Genomic DNA, 20494 nt, shown 5'->3' on the forward strand with positions numbered 1-20494 from the left:
CATGGCGTCCGAGATCCGCATCTTCGGCATTCGCCATCACGGGCCGGGCTCCGCGCGGCGCCTGGTGGAGGCGCTCGACGAGCTGCGGCCGTCGATGGTGCTGATCGAAGGGCCGAGCGATGCATCGGATCTGCTGCCGATGCTAGCCGATCCGGCGATGGTCCCGCCTGCGGCTTTGCTTACCTATGCTGCGGACGATCCGACGCGCTCGATCTTCTGGCCGTTCGCGACCTATTCGCCGGAATACCAGGCGGCCTGCTGGGCGGTGCGTAGCGGTGCTACGGCGCGTTTCATCGATCTGCCCGCCAGTTGGCGCCTGGCGCCCCCTCCATCGGAGGAAAGCGCCGAGACCGAGGCCGAGGCGACCGATGGCGCACCGGAGGCGGAGCCTGATGCAGAGGTGCAAATGCTCGAGCGCGATCCGGTCGGCGTGCTAGCGAAGGCAGGGGGCTACGAAGACGGCGAAAGCTGGTGGCGCGACATCATCGAGGAGAATCCCAAGCCTGGTCCGGTGTTCGCCGCGATTACCGAGGCGATGACGGCGCTGCGCGAAGCGTCGACGCCGGTGCAAGGCAAGGAGGCTGCGCGCGAGGCGCATATGCGGCTGGAGATCGCCAAGGCAGCGAAGGAGACAGAAGGCGCTATCGCCGTCGTCTGCGGCGCCTGGCACGTGCCGGCGCTGCGGGCGAAAGTCTCCACCACGGCCGATCGCGCACTGCTCAAGGGCGCGCCCAGGCAGAAGATCATGGCGACCTGGGCGCCATGGACCTCGCCACGCCTGGCCTTCGCGAGCGGCTATGGCGCCGGCGTCGCCGCGCCCGGTTGGTGCGCGCATCTGTGGGTAGCACCGCGCCACGAGATCGCCACGCGCTGGCTGGCGCGGATCGCCGGCGCCCTGCGCGACGAAGGGCATCTGGTCTCTACCGCTTCCGTGATCGAGGCGGAGCGGCTGGCCGTCAGCATCGCCGCCTTGCGCGGCCGTCCGGCACCCGGTTTCGAGGAGCTGCGCGAGGCGGCGATCGCGTGCCTCTGTTTCGGCGAGAGCCTGGTCTGGCAGACCATCGCCCAGCACTTGCTGATCGGCGGGGAGGTCGGACGGATTCCGGACAATGTGCCGCTGGCGCCGCTGCTCGAGGATCTGCAGCGCGAGCAGAAGCGCGTGCGCCTCAAGCCCGAAGCGCTCGACCGCGAGCTGGCCATCGATCTGCGGAGCGAGAGCGGGGTCGACCGTTCGACGCTGCTGCATCGCCTCACCTTGCTCGGCGTGCCGTGGGGCAAGCTGGCGGACGCGGGGCGCAGCCGCGGCACGTTCCGCGAGCGCTGGGTGCTGCGCTGGGAGCCGGAGTTCGCGGTTCGCCTGGTCGAAAACCTGGTCTATGGCCCCACCATCGCCCAGGCGGCGGCCGGGCGCATCAGCGCCGAGTTCGACAAGGCGAGCGATCTGAAGGCGCTCGCCAACCTGGTCTTCTCCGCTCTCACCGCGCGGCTACCTGATGCAGTCGAGCGTGGCATTGCGCTCATCGAGCAGCGGGCGGCGCAGACCTCGGACTGCCTGGAGCTGCTCGCGGCATTGCCGCCCTTGGCCGACACCGTGCGCTACGGCCAGGCGCGCCCGACCGATGCCGACCAGCTTGCGTTTCTGCTGACCCGCATCCTGGTTCAGGGCGCGCTGGCCTTGCCGTACGCGGCACGCGGGCTGGATCAGGGCGCGGCGGCGACGATGCGCGGTGTCATCCTAAGTGCCGACGGCGCCGTGACGCTCGCGGAGATCGGCGGTGACGAGCAGAAGGCCTGGCGCCAAGCGCTGCGCGCGCTGATCGAGGATACGCAGGTGGCGCCACTGATCGCCGGTGCGTCGGCGCGCCTGCTCTACGAGGCCGAGGAGCTGTCGCCCGACGATGCCGCAATGCTGCTTGGCCGCGCCTTGTCGCCCGGCCGCGCAGTGGCCGATGCCGCCGGCTTCTTCGAGGGCTTTTTCGAGGGCGGCGGCGAGCGCCTGATTCATGACAGGGGTCTGCGCGATGCCGTCGATCGCTGGATGCAGAGCCTGGACGAGCAGCATTTCACCGAACACCTGCCGCTGTTCCGCCGTGCCTTTTCCAATCTCGATCGCATGCAGCGCAGGCGCCTGCTCGATGCCTTGTTCGGCCGCGCCAGTGCCGGCCTGCCCGGCCGCACGCTCGCGCCCAATGTGGAAGAGATCTGGCCAAGGCACCTGGAAAGACTCACTGCAATCCTGACTGCGGGGCCGGCCAATGAGTGAACAGAGCGAGCGGCGCTGGCGCCTGGCCCTGGGTGGCGAGGATGAGCAGCTGTCGTCGCAAGACCAGCGCCTGTCCGCCGCGCTCACGGCGCTCTACGGCGAAGGCGACGACGATCAGAAGAAGAAGCGCGGTGGGTTGGGCAGCTCGGCGCCGAACGTCGCGCGCTGGATGACCGACATCCGCCAATACTTCCCCGCGCCGGTGGTGCAGATCGTCCAGAAGGATGCGTTCGAACGGCTCGGCCTCAAGCGCATGCTGCTGGAGCCGGAGTTCCTCGCCGCGGTGGAGGCGGACGTCAACCTGGTCGCCAATCTGATCGCGCTGCGCAACGTGATGCCGGAGAAAACGAAGGATACGGCGCGCCAAGTCATCGCCAAGGTGATCGCTCAGCTGATGGAGCGGCTCGAGCGCAAGACCGCCGAGGCGCTGCGTGGTGCTGTGGACCGATCTCGCCGCACCAATCGGCCACGCTTCGCCGATATCGACTGGCCGCGCACCATCCGCGCCAACCTGCGCCACTACCAGCGGGATCAGCGCACGATCGTGCCGGAGCGCCTGGTCGGCTTCATGCGGCAGCAGCGGCGGCTGGTCGACCTGGACGAGGTCGTTCTCTGCGTCGACCAGTCCGGTTCGATGGCGAGCTCGGTGGTCTACGCCTCGATCTTTGCGGCGGTCATGGCCTCGCTGCCGGTCGTGAAGACCAAGCTGGTGTGCTTCGACACGGTCGTCCTGGATCTGACCGAAGAGCTGGCTGACCCTGTCGAGGTGCTGTTTGGCGTCCAGCTTGGTGGCGGCACCGACATCAACCAAGCCATCGCCTATTGCGCGGACCGGATCGAACGCCCGAGCAAGGCGCACCTGGTGCTGATCTCGGATCTCTTCGAGGGCGGCTATGCGGAGGAGATGGTCGCGCGCATCGCCCGCCTGATCGGCCTGGGCGTGAATGTCATCGTGCTGCTGGCGCTGAGCGACACGGGGCGACCCGCGTACAATCCCGAGCTCGCGGGCCGCGTCGCCGCGCTGGGCGCGCCGGTCTTCGCCTGCACGCCCGACCAGTTCCCAAGCCTGATGGCCGCGGCGCTGCGCCGGCAGGATCTCCACGCCTGGGCCGCGACCGAGGACATCAAGCTGGTGCGCCCGCCGGAGTGATTGCTGCGCCGGTCGGAACGGCCGCAAGCGCGCGGGTCGCGCCGGTGATCGCCGACAAGCCCCGATCCACCGGCGCGATATCGAATGTCACCTCCGTCACGTCGGGACGATTGCGCAGGCGCTCGAGCACCGGCCCGGCGAGGAACGCGCGCGCAGCCGGTTCGCTCTCGAACAGATAGGCACTGACGCCGGCGCCGCGATCCTGGTCGAAGCCCCAGATCTTCCAGGCGAGGCCGGGCAGTTCCGCGATCATGGCGGCGGCCTTCGACATGTCGTGGCGGAAATGGGCGTGGTTGCCCGCCACCCGATAGCGGACCGTAATCAGCATGTGTTGCATGACATTCCCTTCGTCGACGCAAAACGCCACCGTTTGGTGGCGTTTCACTCTCACGCCTCGGTAATAGGGCCAAAGACGCGATCTGGATGTGACCCGCATCACGTCCTGTCTTGGCCGGCGTACATCATCAGAAGATCTGGATGAGGGCGACGCCGATCAACAGCAACCCGACGCCAGCGTACCGCAGGCGCGAGATCTCACGCTTTGGCAGGCGGAACCAGCCGTGCCGGTCGACGAACAGGGATGCGATTTGCTGGCCGGCGACCGTGAGTCCGACTGCGGCCGCCGTGCCGATCACCGGGATCGCGGTGAACACGGTCGTCACATAGGTGGCGCCGCAGAACGCGCCGAGCCAGCCCCACCACGGCATCTTCGCGAGCCCGCCGAGCTGCGGCTTTGGCGCACTGGCCAGGCCGAGCGTGATCAGCAGCACCAGGACCATTGCCAACGTGGCAACGGCGAAGCTGACCGCGCCCACGGCGAAGGGAGCGCCGATGTCGCTGCGCAGAAGCCCATTGATAGCGCCCTGGGCCGGCAACACCGCACCGGCCAGAAGTGCCAGCAGGATCCAGCCGAGCTTCTTAATGGAGAGCTCAACGGCGGCGCTCTTCTGGCCCAGGACGATCGCGCTTGCGCCAACCAGCACGGCGAGCGTGCCCAGGAGCGTGGCGATCGCCAGCGGCTGCCGCGGTACTCCGAGCACGCCGAGCACGTCGAGTCCCAGCGACGTCAGCATCTGGCCCGCGATGAAAAGCCCAACGGTCACCACCGCGCCCAATCGCGGAAAGAGGAGAATCGTCGAGGCAACATAGATCGCCGTCGCAATGCCGCCGATCGCATGCCACCACGGGACGCCCGGCAGGCTGCCGAGCGCGAACACGGTCCCGGTCACGGCGGCCACAATCAGCAAGAGGGTGCCGGCAATGCTGACCTGGATCGTTGTCGCGGCGACCGGACTGCCCGTCGCCTTCGAGAGTTGGGTGTTGGCCCCCGCCTGCACCGCCAGCAACCCGCCGGCGAGCAAGGAGAGCGGTACGAACACTGCTTCCATGACAAGAACCTCCATCGTTCGGTTGTCATGGAGATAGGCCGTGTTCACACGCACCGCGATCTGCGCATTCGCCCGCTGGCATTGCGTGAATGCACAGCCAGAAAGGGGCTGCGCTGTTGCACGATCATCGCTGATGTTTGGATGGCCGCGCCCGCTCGCCCTCCAGCAGCGGCCGTCGGCGCGCGAATGCGTGCGCCGCAAACTCCGTGAAGGTCCGAATGCGGGCGGTATGCCTGAGGTCCTCGTGCGTCAGGACCCAGAGCGCTGTGTCCATCGCCTTGATGGGCGGGTGCACGCGAACCAAATCGCGCGAAAGGTCTCCGAGATAGCAGGGAAGCGCGGCGAGCCCGAGCCCCGCTTGCGCTGCCTGGCGCATCGCGACGAAGGAGTCGGCCCTGAGCGCGATGTCGCCTCCGTTCAGCTCCGAGCGCATCCAGCGGGCGACCGACGTTGCCGCCAGACTGTCATCGGGCGCCACCCAGCGCTCTGTATGCAGGTCCACCTTCTTCTGGCGCTTGACCAGGCAGTCGCGGCTGCCGTAGATCGCGAACGCGACCTTGCCGATCCGGCGGCCGACCAGTGTCTCAGGCGGATTGCCGACGGGCCGGATTGCCACGTCCGCATCGCGCTTGCTGAGGTTCAGCATCGTGTTCGTAACGGCAACCTCGATCTGAATGCCCGGATGCGCCTGATGGAATTCGGACAGGATCTCCGGCAGGACCGATGCCATCAGCGTGTCGGTCGTGGTGAGGCGAATGACTCCAGACAGCCGCAGATCCTGACCGGCGAGCTTCCGCTCGAGCCTCGTCACCGTGTCTTCGATGTGGCGCGCAGCGGCGATGAGTTCCTCGCCGCCGGCCGTGAGCACATAGCCGGCCGGCCGTCGCTCGAACAGCCGGAGGCCGAGCCGCCGCTCGAACGCCGACACGCGGCGGAACACGGTCGTATGATTGACGCCAAGCGTACGTGCCGCCCCCGCCAGAGACTTCGCGTCGGCGACGGCCAGAACGTAGCGCAGATCGTCCCAATCAAACCCAGCCATGGCGGCATAGCCTATGCATTTCCACGAGACAGTATCGTACTGTTATTTTGTGCGCGATGGCGCGGACGAAACACAGAGCACCCAGCCCGGCCTACAGGCTGTTCGCACAAGCCATGGCGGAGCGCAGGCAGATCCTCTGCCTTCATCATGGGCGCAAGCGCGAGCTCTGCCCAATTGTCCTCGATCACAGTGGCGGGCGAGAGGTCGCGCTGACCTACCAGTTTGCCGGCGAGAGCGAGAAGGGCCTGCCGCCGGGAGGAGCTTGGAGGTGCCTCTATCTGGCCGAGACGAGCGACGTCCAGCTGCGCGATGGTCCCTGGCACGCAGGCGCGAGCCATGAGCGACCGCAAACTTGCGTCGACATTGTCGATCTGGACGTTAACCCGTCAAGCCCGTACAACCCGCGCCGCCGCCTTGCCGCGCCGGGCCGCCTTTCCCGCCGGTCCCTTCGGAGGCAGGCGAAGTGATCGCTCCTGCAGCCGCTCACCCGAGGCAAACAGCCCCTCACCGAAGCAGCTCGGAGATCGCGAAGATCGCGCAGCCGACCGCGGCACCGACCAGGGTGCCGTTCACGCGGATGTATTGCAGGTCCTTTCCGACCGCCAGCTCAACCCGATCGACGATCGTGCTCGTCTCCCAGCTTCGCACCACGTCGGCGACAAAGTGTCCGATCTCCTTGCGCCAAGGCACGATCAGGGTCATGACGACTTCCTCCACGCGCCTGTCCATACGCGCTTGCACCTCCGGGTCGTCTGCGATGGCAGTTCCGATCGATCGCAGCACGCCGGAGAGCGCCTGGCTGAATCGCGAGTTCGGCTGAGCGAGCTCGTCCTCGACCTTGCCCCTTAGCCCCTGCCATAGCGTCGCGAAGTACGCGTTCACCTGGGGTGCGGCGAGAATGCGATCGCGAACGTCGTTGATCTTCGCGCGATAGGCCGGCTCTTGCCGGAGGTCGGCGATGAACCGCTCTATCGCGGCATCAAAGCTCGCGCGCGCCTCATGGCTGCGATTCTGGAGATCATCGATATAGGCGATCAGCCCATCCGCAATCTCCTTGGCCACCCTCCGGTCGACGCGGCGTGGCACCCACCATCGGCTCCGCTCCTCCACGATCTCCAGGATCCGGTCTTCGTTCATCGAGATGTAGTGCCGCACGGCACCCAGCGCATAATCGAAGAGCTGCTGGTGCGTACCGTTCTGTCGCAAGACGGCCAGCAACGTGGCAAGCGCGGGCGCCAGCTCGACCTCGCGTATCTGGCGGCGAAGCATCATCTGCATGAGGCGTTGCAGTTTCTGGTCGTTGAGCGAGCGGAAGACGAAGGAGCTGATGACGACCAGGCGATCGCTGACGAGGTCGGCGTTCCGGCGATCGGCGAGCCATGCGCCGAGACGGCGGCTGATGCCGGCGGCGCGCAGGCGCGCGGCCACCAGCTCCGGCTCCAGGAAGTGCCGCTCGATGAAGCTTCCCAGCCCCAGGCCGATGCGCTCCTTGCTGTTCGGGATGACGGCCGTGTGCGGGATCGGCAGGCCCAACGGCCTGCGGAACAAGGCGGTGACCGCGAACCAGTCGGCCAGGCCGCCCACCAACGCCGCTTCCGTGCCCGCCTGGAACAGCTCCATCCAGTAGCCGGTGAAGCCCGATCGGAGTGCCGCGACATAGCCGATGCCCATGACGACCAGGAGTGCGGTCGCATAAGTCCGATGCCGGCGAAGGCTCCGGCGCTGATCGATCGCTGCTGCTGTCGCTGAGATGTCGGCCACGGTGATCCTCCTGTCGCAGACAGCAGCATGATCACGGTCTGCCCCGGAGTGGCAAGTTCTTGATTGCCGCGCAACCTTCGATCCCATCTGCGGGGAGCGGCTGCGTTTAACTGCAATCGCGGTCCTGCCCGCCGAACCGCTCTATTTTCCTTGGATGGAGTGAGGCTCAGGCACCTGTGCCACGCGGCTCTTGAGACAAACCGCCATTGATGCCGCGACAACAACAGATGTTGCGGCGAACGACCACGTGATCTGCTCGCCCAGCAAGGCCGCTGACCACAGCAGCGCAAGCATCGGCTGGGCGAGATTCAGCTGGCCGATCCGAGCGATACCACCCGCCGCCAGACCCCGGTACCAGGCCACAGATGCGAAGAACATGCTGATCGCAGCCGCATACCAGAACCCGATCCATGCCGACGATGGAATCGCTCCCCACGGGAGAGTCTGAACATTCAGAACAATCGGCACCGCAGCAAATGGCGCGAGGAAGATCATCGCCCAACACAAGGTCGCCGTGCCGCCGAGATCGCGGGACACGCGCCCACCCTCCACGTAAGCAACGCCTACGCTCAGCATGGCGGCGAGGAGCCAGCCATCGGCTGGCACCAATTGTCCTCCGCCCTGCTGAATGGCAAAGAATGCCACCGCAAGGAACCCGGTGCAGCATCCGATCCAGAATCGCTTCGGAGGCCTTTCGCCGGTGCGGAGCACCGCAATGACTGCGGTCGCGGCGGGAGCAAGCCCGATGATCACCGCACCGTGCGCCGACGGTACGTGCTCAAGGGCCAATGCGATAAAGAACGGATATCCTACCGCGAGCCCGAGGCCCATCAGCACAATGCCAGGCAGTTCGTCTCGCCTCGGCAGCCGACGCCCGCGCAACACAAGAAGCACGAGCGCACCGAGAATCGCGGCGACCTCGATGCGGCCGCAGGTGAGAACAAGTGGGCCGAACGCGGGTACGGCCAACCGCGTCGCAGGCAGCGTGCCGCTGAAGCCAAGCATTCCCAAGCACCCCATGACCATGCCATTCCACCACCGCTGGGACTCATGGATGGTGGCTGCCGCCAAGAAATGGTCAGCTGGAGGAGCAAGCCTGGCTCGCCGGAAGATGGGTGCCGATCGCTTCATAACTCGATTGTCGAGCAGACGCGACACAACGGCCATGCAATGACGTATGAATTCCCATCGCGACGCATCAGTTCTGAAGGTGAAGTGCGGACATTGTCAGTTGATACGAATGCGGGACCTCGCATGCCTTGCAGGCGCGAATCGACGAAGATTGATGCTCACGTAGAGCAGGTGAGCCTTTTCTCGTAGCGCCACTCTTCCAGCGGGAACGGACCGCGGCTTGTCTCCGCCGGATTGACGACCGTGCCGACCAAGCGCCAGCCGCTCTTCTCGTAGAACCGCGCGGCGCGATGATTGCCGATCGCGCACACGAGCCATGCCGTCTCGACGCCGCGCTCGACGAGCCGCACCTCCGCGTCGGTAATCAGCGCTGCGGCGACGCCCGCGCCGCGTGCTTCGGGCGACACGAAAAGCTGATACAACTCGTCACCCCTGAGGACGCAGAAGCCGATCGGCGCGCCGCGCGCGCCGGCAACGCGGATGTCCGGAAGCACGGCCTGTAGCCGCTCGCGAAAGCTCTCGAGGGTGCGGAGGCGAATCAGCTCCGGCGGCTGCAGGGGTGCGTGCGTTTCGTGCCAGACGTCGTGCCACAACCGCGCGAGACGATCGATCTCGGCGGCGTCGGCGGATCTGACCTGCATCGCCGCTATCTTCACTCAGACTTCCATTGGTTCCGGAACGGCAAATGTCTCCAGGGTCGTGGCACCCTTGGCCAGGGCCGCTTCCCATCGCTTCTCTGCCTCGACGCGCGCCAGGCAAGAGTCCAGCGCTCGCTGGGCGAGAGCGTGAGGCACGAACACGATACCATCATCATCAGCCACCACAAGATCCAGCGGCGAAACGATGACATCGCCGAAGACGACCGGCTCGTTGACGCTGCCCTGCTCCATCGACGACGGCCCGCGCGGCGTGATCCAACGCGTGAAGACGGGAAAGTCGGTCCATTGCGCGAGCGTGCCGACATCCCTGACAGCGCCGTCGACCACAACGCCGGCAATGCCTTTCAGGCGGGCCGCGCCGCCGAGCAGTTCGCCGATCATGGCCGCATCGCGGCGTCCACCGGCGGCCACCACGAGCACGTCGCCCGGCTGTGCCAGCGCGATCGCATGATGCACCGGGCCGTAATCCGCGGGCTCGCACCAAGCCGTCACCGCGCTGCCTACCAGGCTTGCACCAGGCGCAAAGGGCCGGATGGGCCGGATCCGGGCATCGGCGTGTCCGCGCCCATTGAGCTGGTCGGCAATGATGGCGCTCGGCACCGCGCGCCAGGCATCGATCACGGACTTCTGCAGTGGGGTGGCGGCAGGACGAGCAGTTCGCGTCGGCATGGCTTGACCTCTTCGAGGAGATGCAGGTTTGAAATCATACCCGAACTTTGGATGCGGCGAGATACGCCAGCACCGCGCGACGCAGCCGTTGCACTCCTTCCAATAGGCGCTCGGGCGTGTTGCGCGTGAAATTGAGACGCATGGCCGAGGTCAATGTGCCATCCGGATCGAATACGCTGCTCGGCACAAAAGCGACCTTCTCCTTCAGCGCAAAGCTGTAGAGCGTGTTGGTGTCGATGGTGCGCGATCTGGCGCGCGCCCACATGAACATGCCGCCGGGCGGCAGCTCTCATTCGAACCATTCACTCAGCAGTGCCTGCGCGGCGGCGCACAGCGCATCGCGCCGCTGGCGGTAGCAGGCGACGGTGCGCGAAACGAGCTCAGCCTCCGCCCCGCTTTCCAAGTATTCCAACGCGACCGCCTGGCTGAACATGCTGCTGCTGAGGTCGGAGCACTGTTTCGCGAGGGCAAGCAACTGGATCATCTTTGGTTCCGCGACGATCCAGCCGACGCGAAGCCCCGGCGCGACGCTCTTCGACAGCGTGCCGAGATAGATCACCGGTCCGTCATAGGTCCCGCATTCCCTGGTTGCCGCGTCGGCTGCCAGAATGCTTGATCCCGCGCTCCCGTCCAGCTGCAATGGCAGGTAGGGATCGTCCTCCACCAGCCATGTCTTGGCGGCGATCGCACGAGAGAGCAAGGCGCCACGCGCGTTCTGATTGACCAGCGCCCCCGTCGGATTGGAGTAGTTCGGAACGCAGTAAACGAACTTGGCTGCGCGCATCGCGGCAGGCAGATCCGGATCGTCGAGATTCCAGGTGAGCTTTCGATAGACCGGCTGGCGCGTGCGCCAAGCGTCAAGCGCTCCGAGATAGGTCGGGAACTGGGCAACGATCAAATCACCGGGGTCGATGAGGACCTTTCCGATCAGGTCCAGGCCCTGCATTGCGCCGGTTGTCAGCAGAATGTTTTCGGCATCGAACCGGCAGGCATGCTCTCTCGACATGCGCTCGGCAATGGCGGCCCGGAGTGCCGGAAGACCTTCCACCGGCCCATATTCCAGGGCCGCCGCCCCCCAGCGGTCGAGCGCGCGGACGGAGGCCTGCTTGATCGCCTCGACGGGATAGAGCTCGTCGGCTGGAAGGCCGCCGGCCAAGCTTATGATATCCGGCTGTCCGCCGATCGAAAGGAACTGCTGCGTGATGTTGTTGCTCGACCGGATCCACGCGGAATATTGCGGCCGATCCGTGGTCAAATCGGCTTGCGACAGGGACATCGGCATTCCTCAGGATCAGGGCTCTTCCATTGCGTGGCTAGCCGCCCAGTCGAATGGATGAAGGGCATAGAATGACTGGCAGTCAGTGCTGGTTCTGGTGCTGCTCCCGCAACCGGAAGCGCTGCAGCTTCCCTGTTTGTGTCTTTGGCAAAGCCGTGACGAACTTCACCGATCGCGGGTACTTATAGGGTGCGATCACCTTTTTCACATGATCCTGCAGCCGCTTGACCGTCAGCGCATCGGGCGCAATACCGGCGGCCAGCACCACGTGCGCCTCCACGATCTGGCCGCGGTCCGGATCGGGGGCACCGATGACACCGCATTCGACCACGTCGGGATGGGATAGCAGAGCCGCTTCCACTTCCGGACCGGCGATGTTGTAGCCGGAGGAAATGATCATATCGTCGGATCGCGCCGCGAAGTGGAAGATCCCCTCTTCGTCCTGGATGAAGCTGTCGCCGGTCAGGTTCCAGCCATCGCGCACATAGTTCGCCTGCCGCTCATCGGCCAGGTACCGGCAACCGGTGGGGCCGCGCACCGCCAGCTTGCCGATGGTGCCGCGCGGGACCTCTTTCATGCTGTCATCCACAATCTTGGCTTCATAGCCGGTCACGGGCCGGCCCGTCGCGCCCGGGCGCCGGTCGTCCAGGCGATTGGAGATGAAGATGTGCAGCAGCTCGGTCGCGCCGATGCCATCGAGGATCGGCTTCCCGACCTTCTCCTCCCAGCTCTTGTAGACGGGTGCCGGCAAAGTCTCGCCGGCCGAGACCGCGATGCGCAGGTTGGACACATCGGCGCCTTCGTCCACTGCGCGCAGCATCGCAAGGTAGGCCGTGGGCGCGGTGAAGCAGATAGTCGCCTTGTAGGTCTCGATGATCTTCAACATGTTGGGCGGCGATGCCGTCTCGAGCAGGGTCGCCGTCGCGCCGAAACGCAGCGGGAAGATCGCGAGCCCGCCGAGCCCGAACGTGAACGCGAGCGGCGGCGAGCCGACGAAGATGTCGTCGGGCGTAACCCCCAGCACCTCCTTGGCGTAGCCGTCGGCGATGATGAGCAAGTCGCGATGGAAATGCATCGTCCCCTTCGGATTGCCCGTCGTGCCGGAGGTGAAGGCGAGGAGCGCTACGTCATCGCGCCCGGTATTCACCGCCTGGAAGCGCACGTCCTTGTCGAGCGCGATCCTGTCGAGCTCGGAATCGTGATTGGCCGTGCCGTCGAACCCCATCACCTTCTTGAGGAACTTACTGGTGGAGGCGCAGGCGACGAGGTCATCCATGATGCGCGTGTCGCACAAAGCGAACTCGATCTCCGCCTTGTCGACGATCTGCGTCAGTTCGCCCGGCCGCAGCATCGGCATGGTGTTGACGACGACAGCGCCGGCCTTCGTGGCAGCGAGCCACGCCGCCACCATGGCCGGGTTGTTGGCCGAGCGGATGAGCACCCGGTTGCCAGGCTTCACGCCGTAATTCTCCACCAGCGCATGGGCCAAGCGGTTGCTCCAGTCCGCCAGCTCCTTATACGTGCGGCGGCGGCCATTGCCGATCAGCGCCACGTGGTCGCCGAAACCGCGCTCCACCATGCGGTCGGTCAGTTCGACGGCGGCGTTCAGGCGTTCGGGATACTGGAATTGGTCGAGGAGGAAATCCGGCTGCATCGCGGCGGGAGGCAGATTGTCCCGCGTAAACGTATCGACGTGCGCTGTCGGTCCGAGCATGGCAGGCCTCCCGATCAAGGCAGCTGCACGATCATAATTCCGCCGTAAACTCCTTTCAACTTGAAACTTTCAATGTTAAACTATTTGCCATGACTTCGAAGCTCCTGAAGCGCCGCACTGCGCGAAAGGCCAAGCCCGCCATCGGAAAGGCGAAGTCCCGCGCGGGCACGCCCGACGGACATGCCGACCTCCGCTTGTGGCTACGCCTGCTGTTCTGCGCGAGCCATATCGAATCCGTCGTGCAAAGCCGGATCATGAACGAATTCGACATCTCGCTCGCGCGATTCGACCTGATGTCGCAGCTCGAGCGCGTAGGCGGCGGGCTCACCATGAGCGAAGTGTCGCGCCGGATGATGGTCTCCAACGGCGCCACCACCAGCTTGGTGGACAAGCTGGTGGAGGATGGACTGGTCCAGCGCGAGGCGCATCCGGAGGACCGGCGCACAACCCTGCTGCACCTGACGGAACAGGGCCGCGCTCGTTTTCTGGCCATGGCGCGCGAGCATGAGCAGTGGATCATCAAGCTGCTGGCCGGGCTGGATGCCTCCGCCAAGCAGAGCCTGTTGAGCGGCCTCGGCGCCCTCAAGCAGCACCTGGAGAAACTAGACGCCGAGGCTTGAGCCGATGGACACCGCCTATTGGGACGATGCCTATTCCAACGGTGCCTACATCCCCGGCGGAGATCGGTATCCAGCCAAGTGGACGAATCAAGCGTCCGAGTTCCGCCAATCCATGACACGGCAAGGCCGCGCGCAGCTAGATGAGCCCTACGGGGCCAAGCCGCGCGCGCGGTTCGATCTGTTGCTCCCGCAAGACCAAGCGAAAGGCCTGTTCGTTTTCGTGCATGGCGGCTACTGGATGGCGTTCGACAAATCGAGCTGGTCGCATCTGGCGGCGAGTGCCCTTGATCGGGGCTGGGCCGTTGCTCTGCCGAGCTATCCGCTATGTCCGGACGCGCGCATTTCAGAGATAACGGCTGAGGTCGCTCAGGCCATCACGACGATCTCGGAGCGAGTGGCCGGTCCGATCGTGCTGGCGGGACATTCGGCCGGGGGACATCTAGTAACCCGCATGGCGTGCGCGGGCGCTCCGTTGTCGAACGCCGTGCGAGAACGTCTGCAGCACATCGTTTCCATCAGCGGTTTGCACGATCTCAGGCCATTGCTGAACACATCGATGAATCGGACCCTGTGCATGGACGAGGCCGAGGCGTCCCGCGAAAGTCCGGCGCTGCTGCGACCGAGAGCTGGCGTCCGGGTGACCTGCTGGGTCGGGTCCAGGGAACGGCCGGAGTTCCTGCGCCAGAATGCGCTGCTGGCCAATATCTGGACGGGGCTCGGCGCACGCATGACCGAGCACCAGGCCGAAGGGCGCCATCATTTTGATGTCATTGAGGATTTGGCCGATCCAGGATCGGCCCTAGTGGCCACTCTGCTTGACGCATGAGCGGCCAGCAGATATTTTAAGTATCAAACTTTTAATCTTGAACTTGTTAGCGTAGGCGATCCCAGCGGAGGATCAGGGCATGCGCATCGTGTGCATTGGCGGCGGACCGGCGGGTCTCTATTTCGGGCTTCTCATGAAGAAGCTCCACCCGGCCCATACGGTTACGGTGGCGGAGCGCAACCGCCCCTACGACACCTTCGGCTGGGGCGTGGTGTTCTCCGACGCCACCATGGAATCGATGAAGGCCTGGGACCCGGAAACCGCCGCCGAGATCCAGGACGCCTTCAACCATTGGGATGACATCGAGGTCTGGTTCAAAGGCACCAAGCAGCGCACGACCGGTCATGGCTTCGTCGGCATCGGGCGCAAGAAGCTGCTCAACATCCTGCAGGCACGCTGCGAGCAGCTTGGTGTCGAGCTGGTGTTCGAGCGCGAGGTCGAATCAGATCTCGAGTTTCCCGACGCCGATCTCATCATCGCCTCAGACGGGCTGAACTCGAAAATCCGCAACCGCTATCCCGAGGCGTTCCAGCCGGACCTCATTGTGCGGCCGAACCGCTATATCTGGCTGGGCACCGACAAGTCCTACGACGCCTTCACCTTCGATTTCCGCCGGACCGAGCATGGCTGGTTCCAGGCGCACATCTACAAGTTCGACAGCACCACATCGACCTTCATCGTGGAAACCACGGAGGAAGCGTTCGAGGCGCACGGACTTGGCAAGCTCGACCAGGAAGGTTCGATCGCGTTCTGCGAGCGGCTGTTCGCCGACGTGCTGGGCGGCGCCAAGCTGATGACCAACGCGCGGCATCTGCGCGGCTCTGCCTGGCTCAACTTCCAGCGCCTGATCTGTGGGCGCTGGAGCCATTTCAACGGGCACTCCCAGGTGGTCCTGATGGGCGATGCCGCGCATACCGCGCATTTTGCCATCGGCTCCGGCACCAAGCTCGCGATCGACGATGCGATCGAGCTGACGCGGCAGTTCGAAATCCATGGCCATCGCGCGGACCAGATCCCGGCCGTGCTCGCCACCTATGAAGCGATCCGCCGTGTCGACGTTGCGCGCATCCAGAACGCGGCGCGCAATGCCATGGAGTGGTTCGAGGTCGTCGGCCGGCGCTATGCCGACACGCTGGAGCCAGAGCAGTTCATGTACTCCATGCTCACCCGCTCCCAGCGCATCAGTCACGAGAACCTGCGTCTCCGCGACAAGGCCTGGCTCGAAAACTACGAGCGGTGGTTTGCGCGCCGCGCAGGGTTGAACGTGCCGGAGAATGGGCGCACGCTGCCGCCCATGTTCACGCCTTATGTCGTGCGCGGCGTCACGCTGCCCAACCGAATCGTGGTCTCGCCGATGGCGATGTATTCCGCGGCCGATGGCGAGCCGAACGACTTTCACCTGGTTCATCTCGGTGCGCGCGCCATGGGCGGCGCGGGCCTGGTCTTCGGGGAGATGACGTGCGTGTCGCCCGATGCGCGCATCACGCCGGGCTGCCTCGGCCTGTGGAACGAGAAGCAGGCGGCCGGCTGGAAGCGGATTGTGGATTTCGTCCATGGCAACTCCGCCGCCAAGTTCGGAATCCAGCTGGGCCACGCGGGCCGCAAGGGCTCGACCAAGGTTGCCTGGGAAGGGATGGACCGGCCGCTGGACAGCGGGAACTGGCCGCTGATCTCCGCGTCCGCGATTCCCTACCTCGAAGAGAGCCAAGTCCCGAAGGCCATGGACCGCGACGACATGGTGCGCGTGCTGAGCGATTTCGTTCGGGCGACCGAGCTTGCCATCCACACCGGCGCGGATTGGCTGGAGCTCCACTGCGCGCATGGATACCTGCTGTCGAGCTTCCTGTCGCCGCTCACCAACAGACGTACCGACGAATATGGCGGCGATCATGAGGGCCGTGCGCGTTTCCCATTGGACGTGTTCAGCGCCATGCGCGCCGCTTGGCCGGCGGACAGACCGATGTCCGTCCGAATCTCCTGCCATGACTGGACCGACGGCGGGAACACGCCGGAGGACGCCGCCGTCTTCGCCGCACTGTTCAAGGAAGCGGGCGCCGACCTGATCGACTGCTCGTCCGGCCAGGTGACCACGGACGCCAGGCCGGTCTATGGCCGCATGTACCAGACCCCGTTCTCCGACAAGGTCCGCAACGAGATTTGCATTCCGACCATGGCAGTCGGCGCCATTTCGGAGGCGGATCATGCCAACTCGATCATAGCCGCCGGTCGCGCCGATCTCTGCGCCATCGCTCGTCCTCATCTCGCCGATGCTGCCTGGACCTTGCATGAAGCCGCAAAGGTCGGCGTTGCCGAGATCCAGTGGCCCAAGCAGTACCTGACGGCAAGGATGCAATATGAGACCAACCTGGCGCGCGCCGCCGCGGCGCAAGGTGGCGCCGGATGAGTGCGCTGCTGTCCGGGCGGCATGCCTTGGTGACTGGCGCCGGCAGCGGCATCGGTGCCGCGATCGCGACTGCGCTGGCGGGCGCCGGAGCGTCAGTCTCGCTCGCTGGCCGGCAGCGCGCGCCTTTGGAGCAGGTCGCAAGCACCCTTGGAGGGCGTATTGCGATCCTTGACGAATTCGATATCACGGATGCTGCGGCGATCGAACGCGGCGTCGCAGCGGCGCGCGGGAAGCTGGGACCCATCCACATCCTCGTGAACAATGCTGGCGAGGCGCCGAGCGCCCCGTTCGACAAGACCGAGCTCGACCTCTGGTCGCGCGTGATCGCTACCGACCTGACCGGTGCGTTCCTCCTGACCAAGGCCGTTCTTTCGGATCTGAAGAACCACGCTACGGGCGCACGTATCATCAACATCGCCTCGACTGCAGGCCTTTCCGGCTATCCCTATGTGTCGGCTTATTGCGCAGCCAAGCACGGGCTGGTCGGGCTCACGCGCTCGCTCGCCCTCGAACTGGCCAAGACCGGAATCACCGTGAACGCCGTCTGCCCCGGTTTCACGGACACGCCGCTGCTGCGGAAAGCGGCCGAGACAATCAGAACCAAGACTGGTCGCACAGAAGATGAGGCGCTCGCCAATCTCGCGAGCGCCAACCCGCAGGGCCGGCTGGTCACGCCGAAAGAGGTCGCTGACACCGTGCTGTGGTTGGCATCTCCCGGCTCCTCTGCAATCAACGGCCAGGCGATCGTGGTCGCCGGCGGAGAGGTGATGGCAGGATGAGCGATACCAACCTACGCCCCTTCAAGGACTACAAGGCGCGCCATTTCCTGTGGGAGCCGAGCGCGGATGGCCGGGTCGCGACCCTGCGCCTGAACCGGCCGGAGAAGAAGAACCCCCTCACCTTCGAATCCTATGCCGAGCTGCGCGATCTGTTCCGCGATCTTGTCTATGCTTCCGACGTGCGCGCGATCGTGCTGACCGGAGCCGGCGGCAATTTCAGCTCCGGCGGCGATGTGTTCGAGATCATCGAGCCGCTGACCCGGATGAAGATGCCCGACCTGCTCGCCTTCACGCGCATGACGGGCGACGTGGTCAAGATGATGCGCAAGTGCCCGCAGCTGATCGTCGCGGCGGTGGACGGGGTGTGCGCCGGGGCGGGCGCGATTCTTGCCATGGCGTCCGACCTCCGGCTCGCCACCCCGGGGGCCAAGACCGCGTTTCTGTTCACGCGCGTGGGGCTGTCCGGCGCGGACATGGGCGCCTGCGGGATCCTGCCGCGGATCATCGGCCAGGGCCGTGCAACGGAACTGCTGCTGACCGGTCGCACCATGAGCGCCGAGGAAGGCCACGATTGGGGATTCTATAATGCGCTGCATCCCGCGACCGATCTCGAGCCGCGGGCGCTCGCGCTCGCCCGATCGCTCGCGGACGGCCCCTACTTCGCGCACAGGATGACCAAGACCATGCTCAACCAGGCCTGGACCATGGGGCTCGACGAGCTGATTGAAGCGGAGGCGCAAGCCCAGGCGACCTGCATGACGACAGGCGATTTCCGCCGCGCCTATGAAGCCTTCGCTGCCAAGACGAAGCCGACGTTCGAGGGCAACTGATGGCGACCGGTCCGACCCGCGATCATCTCCAGTGGCCCTTCTTCGAGCCGAAGCACCACGCGTTCGTGGAGCGGCTCGATTCGTTCGTGGCCGGCGGCACGCTCGCGCAGATCGATCATCACGACGTGGACAATGCTTGCCGCGCTCTCGTGCGGATGCTCGGCAAAGCCGGCCTGCTGGAGTCGGCTGTTGCAGAATCGGCACCGGGCGCCCCGCCGATCGATTCCCGCCTGGTCTGCGTCGCGCGCGAGACTCTGGCCTGGCACGATGGCCTCGCCGACTTTGCCTTCGCCATGCAGGGCTTGGGCACCGGCGCGATCGCGCTCTCGGGTTCACCCGAGTTGCGCGCCGCAATCCTGCCCAAGGTGCGATCGGGTGAATGGCTGGCAGCCTTCGCGCTCTCCGAGAAGGATGCCGGTTCGGATGTCGGCGCGATGACCTGCGCCGCGCGGGACGACGGCGAGTCCTACGTGCTCGATGGCGAGAAGACCTGGATCTCCAACGGCGGCATTGCCGACATCTACACTATATTCGCGCGGACCGGGGAGGCTCCGGGCACGCGCGGCATATCGGCCTTTGTCGTGTTCGCAGACGACCCTGGCTTCTCGGTCGTCGAGCGAATCGAAGTGATGGCCCCACATCCGCTCGCGACCATCCGGTTCGAGAACTGCCGCATTCCGGCCTCGCGGCGGCTGGGTGCGCCGGCGGAAGGCTTCAAGATCGCCATGCGCACGCTCGACATCTTCCGTGCGTCGGTCGCCGCAGCGGCACTCGGATTCGCGCGCCGCGCAATGGACGAAGCCATTGCTCACGTCAAGGCGCGCCGCCTGTTCGGCGCGAGCCTCGCCGACCTGCAGTTGACCCAAGCGGCGCTCGGCGATATGGCCGCTGGGATCGACGCCGCTGCGTTGCTGACCTACCGCGCCGCCTGGCGCCGGGACGTGCAGAAGCTGCCGGCCACGCGCGAGGCGGCGATGGCCAAGATGAACGCGACCGAGACGGCGCAGTGGGTGATCGACCGCGCGCTCCAGATGTTCGGCGGGCGCGGTGTGCGCTCCGGAGAGGTGATTGAGAAGCTCTATCGCGAGATCCGAGCGCTGCGCATCTACGAAGGAGCGACGGAGGTGCAGAAGCTCATCATCGCCCGCGAGCTGCTGAAGGATGCGCAATGATGGCGACGTTCGAAACCACCCGTATCCTGCATTTCGGCGATTGCGATCCCGCCGGCATCGCCTATTACCCGCGTTATTTCGACAAGCTCAACAGCGTGGTCGAGGATTGGTGGGGCAGCATGGGCGTGCCCTGGAAAATCCTCTTCCTGGAGAGGCGCATCGGGCTGCCTACCGTACGATTCGAAGTTGATTTCCGCGCGCCGGCTTTCCTGGGAGATAGCTTGGTGTTTTCCCTCGCTGTCGCCCGAATCGGCCGGAGGTCCGTCGACCTCGATCACAGCGTGCGACGCGATGATGCAATCCTGTGGCAAGCCAAACAAGTCCTCGTCCCCACGTCTCTGGAGACGCACAAGTCGATCACCTGGCCCGACGATCTGCGCGCCGCGCTGATATCCTTTCAGGAGTCACCCGATGCACACCATCCTGCAACCTGAAGGCTGGGCCAATCCCGTCGGCTACGCCAACGGCATTGCGGCGCGAGGCACGCTGGTCTTTGTCGGCGGTCAAGTCGGCTGGAACCGAGACTGCAAGTTCGAGACCGACGACCTGGTCGGGCAGGTCCGCCAGGCGCTGCAAAACGTCGTCGACGTGCTCGCGGAAGCCGGCGCAGGGCCGCAGCATCTCACCTCCATGACCTGGTACTTTACCGACAAGGCCGCGTATCTCGCGAACCTGAAGCCAATCGGCGATGTTTATCGCGAACTCATGGGCCGCCATTATCCCGCCATGGCCGCCGTTGAAGTGACGGCCTTGATCGAGGATCGAGCCAAGGTGGAGATTCAGGCCATAGCCGTGATCCCGGACTGAGTC

20 protein-coding genes are annotated in these 20494 nt (G+C 65.3%); 10 read left to right on the forward strand and 10 right to left on the reverse strand.

Features of this window, described 5'->3' with window-relative positions; all coding sequences use genetic code 11:
• Position 1: 1 nt before the first annotated feature.
• Complete coding sequence (locus tag DTX69_RS17180) at positions 2-2263, forward strand: DUF5682 family protein (RefSeq protein ID WP_119302778.1); 2262 nt, start codon at positions 2-4, stop codon at positions 2261-2263.
• On the forward strand, positions 2256-3413 hold the full coding sequence (locus DTX69_RS17185; protein ID WP_119302779.1) for a VWA domain-containing protein: 1158 nt from the start codon (positions 2256-2258) through the stop codon (positions 3411-3413). Before DTX69_RS17180 ends, DTX69_RS17185 begins: the two co-directional genes overlap by 8 nt.
• On the opposite strand, the gene DTX69_RS17190 is transcribed toward DTX69_RS17185, so the two are convergent.
• The 10 genes from DTX69_RS17190 to DTX69_RS17240 all read right to left on the reverse strand — a co-directional run bounded on the left by DTX69_RS17190 (position 3388) and on the right by DTX69_RS17240 (position 13053).
• Positions 3388-3750 carry a YdhR family protein gene (locus DTX69_RS17190; RefSeq protein ID WP_162917300.1) on the reverse strand — a complete coding sequence of 121 codons (363 nt, stop codon included), beginning with the start codon at positions 3748-3750 and terminating at the stop codon, positions 3388-3390. The genes DTX69_RS17185 and DTX69_RS17190 overlap by 26 nt on opposite strands.
• A 127-nt stretch (positions 3751-3877) precedes the next feature.
• Positions 3878-4801, reverse strand: a complete 924-nt coding sequence (locus DTX69_RS17195) for a DMT family transporter (protein ID WP_119302869.1) — start codon at positions 4799-4801, stop codon at positions 3878-3880.
• A gap of 124 nt (positions 4802-4925) precedes the next feature.
• A complete protein-coding gene (locus tag DTX69_RS17200) occupies positions 4926-5843 on the reverse strand; it encodes a LysR family transcriptional regulator (protein ID WP_119302781.1) in 918 nt (305 codons plus the stop codon).
• Positions 5844-6347: 504 nt separating this feature from the next.
• Positions 6348-7604, reverse strand: coding sequence for a DUF445 domain-containing protein (locus tag DTX69_RS17210; protein ID WP_162917301.1), 1257 nt, complete (start codon positions 7602-7604; stop codon positions 6348-6350).
• A 141-nt stretch (positions 7605-7745) separates the two neighbouring features.
• The gene (locus DTX69_RS17215) at positions 7746-8771 is read right to left on the reverse strand and encodes a DMT family transporter (RefSeq protein ID WP_119302784.1); all 1026 of its coding nucleotides are present in this window, start codon (positions 8769-8771) and stop codon (positions 7746-7748) included.
• A gap of 122 nt (positions 8772-8893) precedes the next feature.
• On the reverse strand, positions 8894-9376 hold the full coding sequence (locus DTX69_RS17220; RefSeq protein WP_119302870.1) for a GNAT family N-acetyltransferase: 483 nt from the start codon (positions 9374-9376) through the stop codon (positions 8894-8896).
• A gap of 15 nt (positions 9377-9391) precedes the next feature.
• The gene (locus DTX69_RS17225; protein ID WP_119302785.1) at positions 9392-10063 is read right to left on the reverse strand and encodes an RraA family protein; all 672 of its coding nucleotides are present in this window, start codon (positions 10061-10063) and stop codon (positions 9392-9394) included.
• Positions 10064-10097: 34 nt separating this feature from the next.
• Positions 10098-10328, reverse strand: coding sequence for a hypothetical protein (locus DTX69_RS17230; protein WP_162917303.1), 231 nt, complete (start codon positions 10326-10328; stop codon positions 10098-10100).
• 24 nt (positions 10329-10352) lie between these two features.
• A complete protein-coding gene (locus DTX69_RS17235; protein ID WP_162917304.1) occupies positions 10353-11339 on the reverse strand; it encodes an aminotransferase-like domain-containing protein in 987 nt (328 codons plus the stop codon).
• 82 nt (positions 11340-11421) lie between these two features.
• Entirely contained in the window at positions 11422-13053 is a 1632-nt protein-coding gene (locus tag DTX69_RS17240; RefSeq protein ID WP_119302788.1) for an AMP-binding protein, read from the reverse strand.
• A gap of 89 nt (positions 13054-13142) precedes the next feature.
• Between DTX69_RS17240 and DTX69_RS17245 the strand changes: the two genes are divergently transcribed.
• From DTX69_RS17245 to DTX69_RS17280, 8 genes are all read left to right on the forward strand, one after another.
• Positions 13143-13673, forward strand: coding sequence for a MarR family winged helix-turn-helix transcriptional regulator (locus tag DTX69_RS17245; protein WP_119302789.1), 531 nt, complete (start codon positions 13143-13145; stop codon positions 13671-13673).
• A 4-nt stretch (positions 13674-13677) separates the two neighbouring features.
• The gene (locus DTX69_RS17250) at positions 13678-14499 is read left to right on the forward strand and encodes an alpha/beta hydrolase (RefSeq protein ID WP_119302790.1); all 822 of its coding nucleotides are present in this window, start codon (positions 13678-13680) and stop codon (positions 14497-14499) included.
• 79 nt (positions 14500-14578) lie between these two features.
• Positions 14579-16903 (forward strand): bifunctional salicylyl-CoA 5-hydroxylase/oxidoreductase, encoded by a 2325-nt coding sequence (locus DTX69_RS17255; RefSeq protein WP_119302791.1) that lies wholly within the window; start codon positions 14579-14581, stop codon positions 16901-16903.
• Positions 16900-17682, forward strand: coding sequence for an SDR family NAD(P)-dependent oxidoreductase (locus tag DTX69_RS17260; RefSeq protein ID WP_119302792.1), 783 nt, complete (start codon positions 16900-16902; stop codon positions 17680-17682). The genes DTX69_RS17255 and DTX69_RS17260 overlap by 4 nt, the downstream gene beginning before the upstream one ends.
• A complete protein-coding gene (locus DTX69_RS17265; RefSeq protein ID WP_119302793.1) occupies positions 17679-18512 on the forward strand; it encodes an enoyl-CoA hydratase family protein in 834 nt (277 codons plus the stop codon). Before DTX69_RS17260 ends, DTX69_RS17265 begins: the two co-directional genes overlap by 4 nt.
• Positions 18512-19684 carry an acyl-CoA dehydrogenase family protein gene (locus DTX69_RS17270; protein WP_119302794.1) on the forward strand — a complete coding sequence of 391 codons (1173 nt, stop codon included), beginning with the start codon at positions 18512-18514 and terminating at the stop codon, positions 19682-19684. Before DTX69_RS17265 ends, DTX69_RS17270 begins: the two co-directional genes overlap by 1 nt.
• Positions 19681-20118: an acyl-CoA thioesterase gene (locus DTX69_RS17275; RefSeq protein ID WP_284735846.1), complete on the forward strand. Its 438-nt coding sequence runs from the start codon at positions 19681-19683 to the stop codon at positions 20116-20118. Before DTX69_RS17270 ends, DTX69_RS17275 begins: the two co-directional genes overlap by 4 nt.
• The gene (locus DTX69_RS17280) at positions 20096-20491 is read left to right on the forward strand and encodes a RidA family protein (protein WP_119302796.1); all 396 of its coding nucleotides are present in this window, start codon (positions 20096-20098) and stop codon (positions 20489-20491) included. Before DTX69_RS17275 ends, DTX69_RS17280 begins: the two co-directional genes overlap by 23 nt.
• Positions 20492-20494: the final 3 nt, after the last annotated feature.

It is taken from the genome of Dongia deserti, assembly GCF_003574735.1.
GTDB lineage: Bacteria > Pseudomonadota > Alphaproteobacteria > Dongiales > Dongiaceae > Dongia_A > Dongia_A deserti.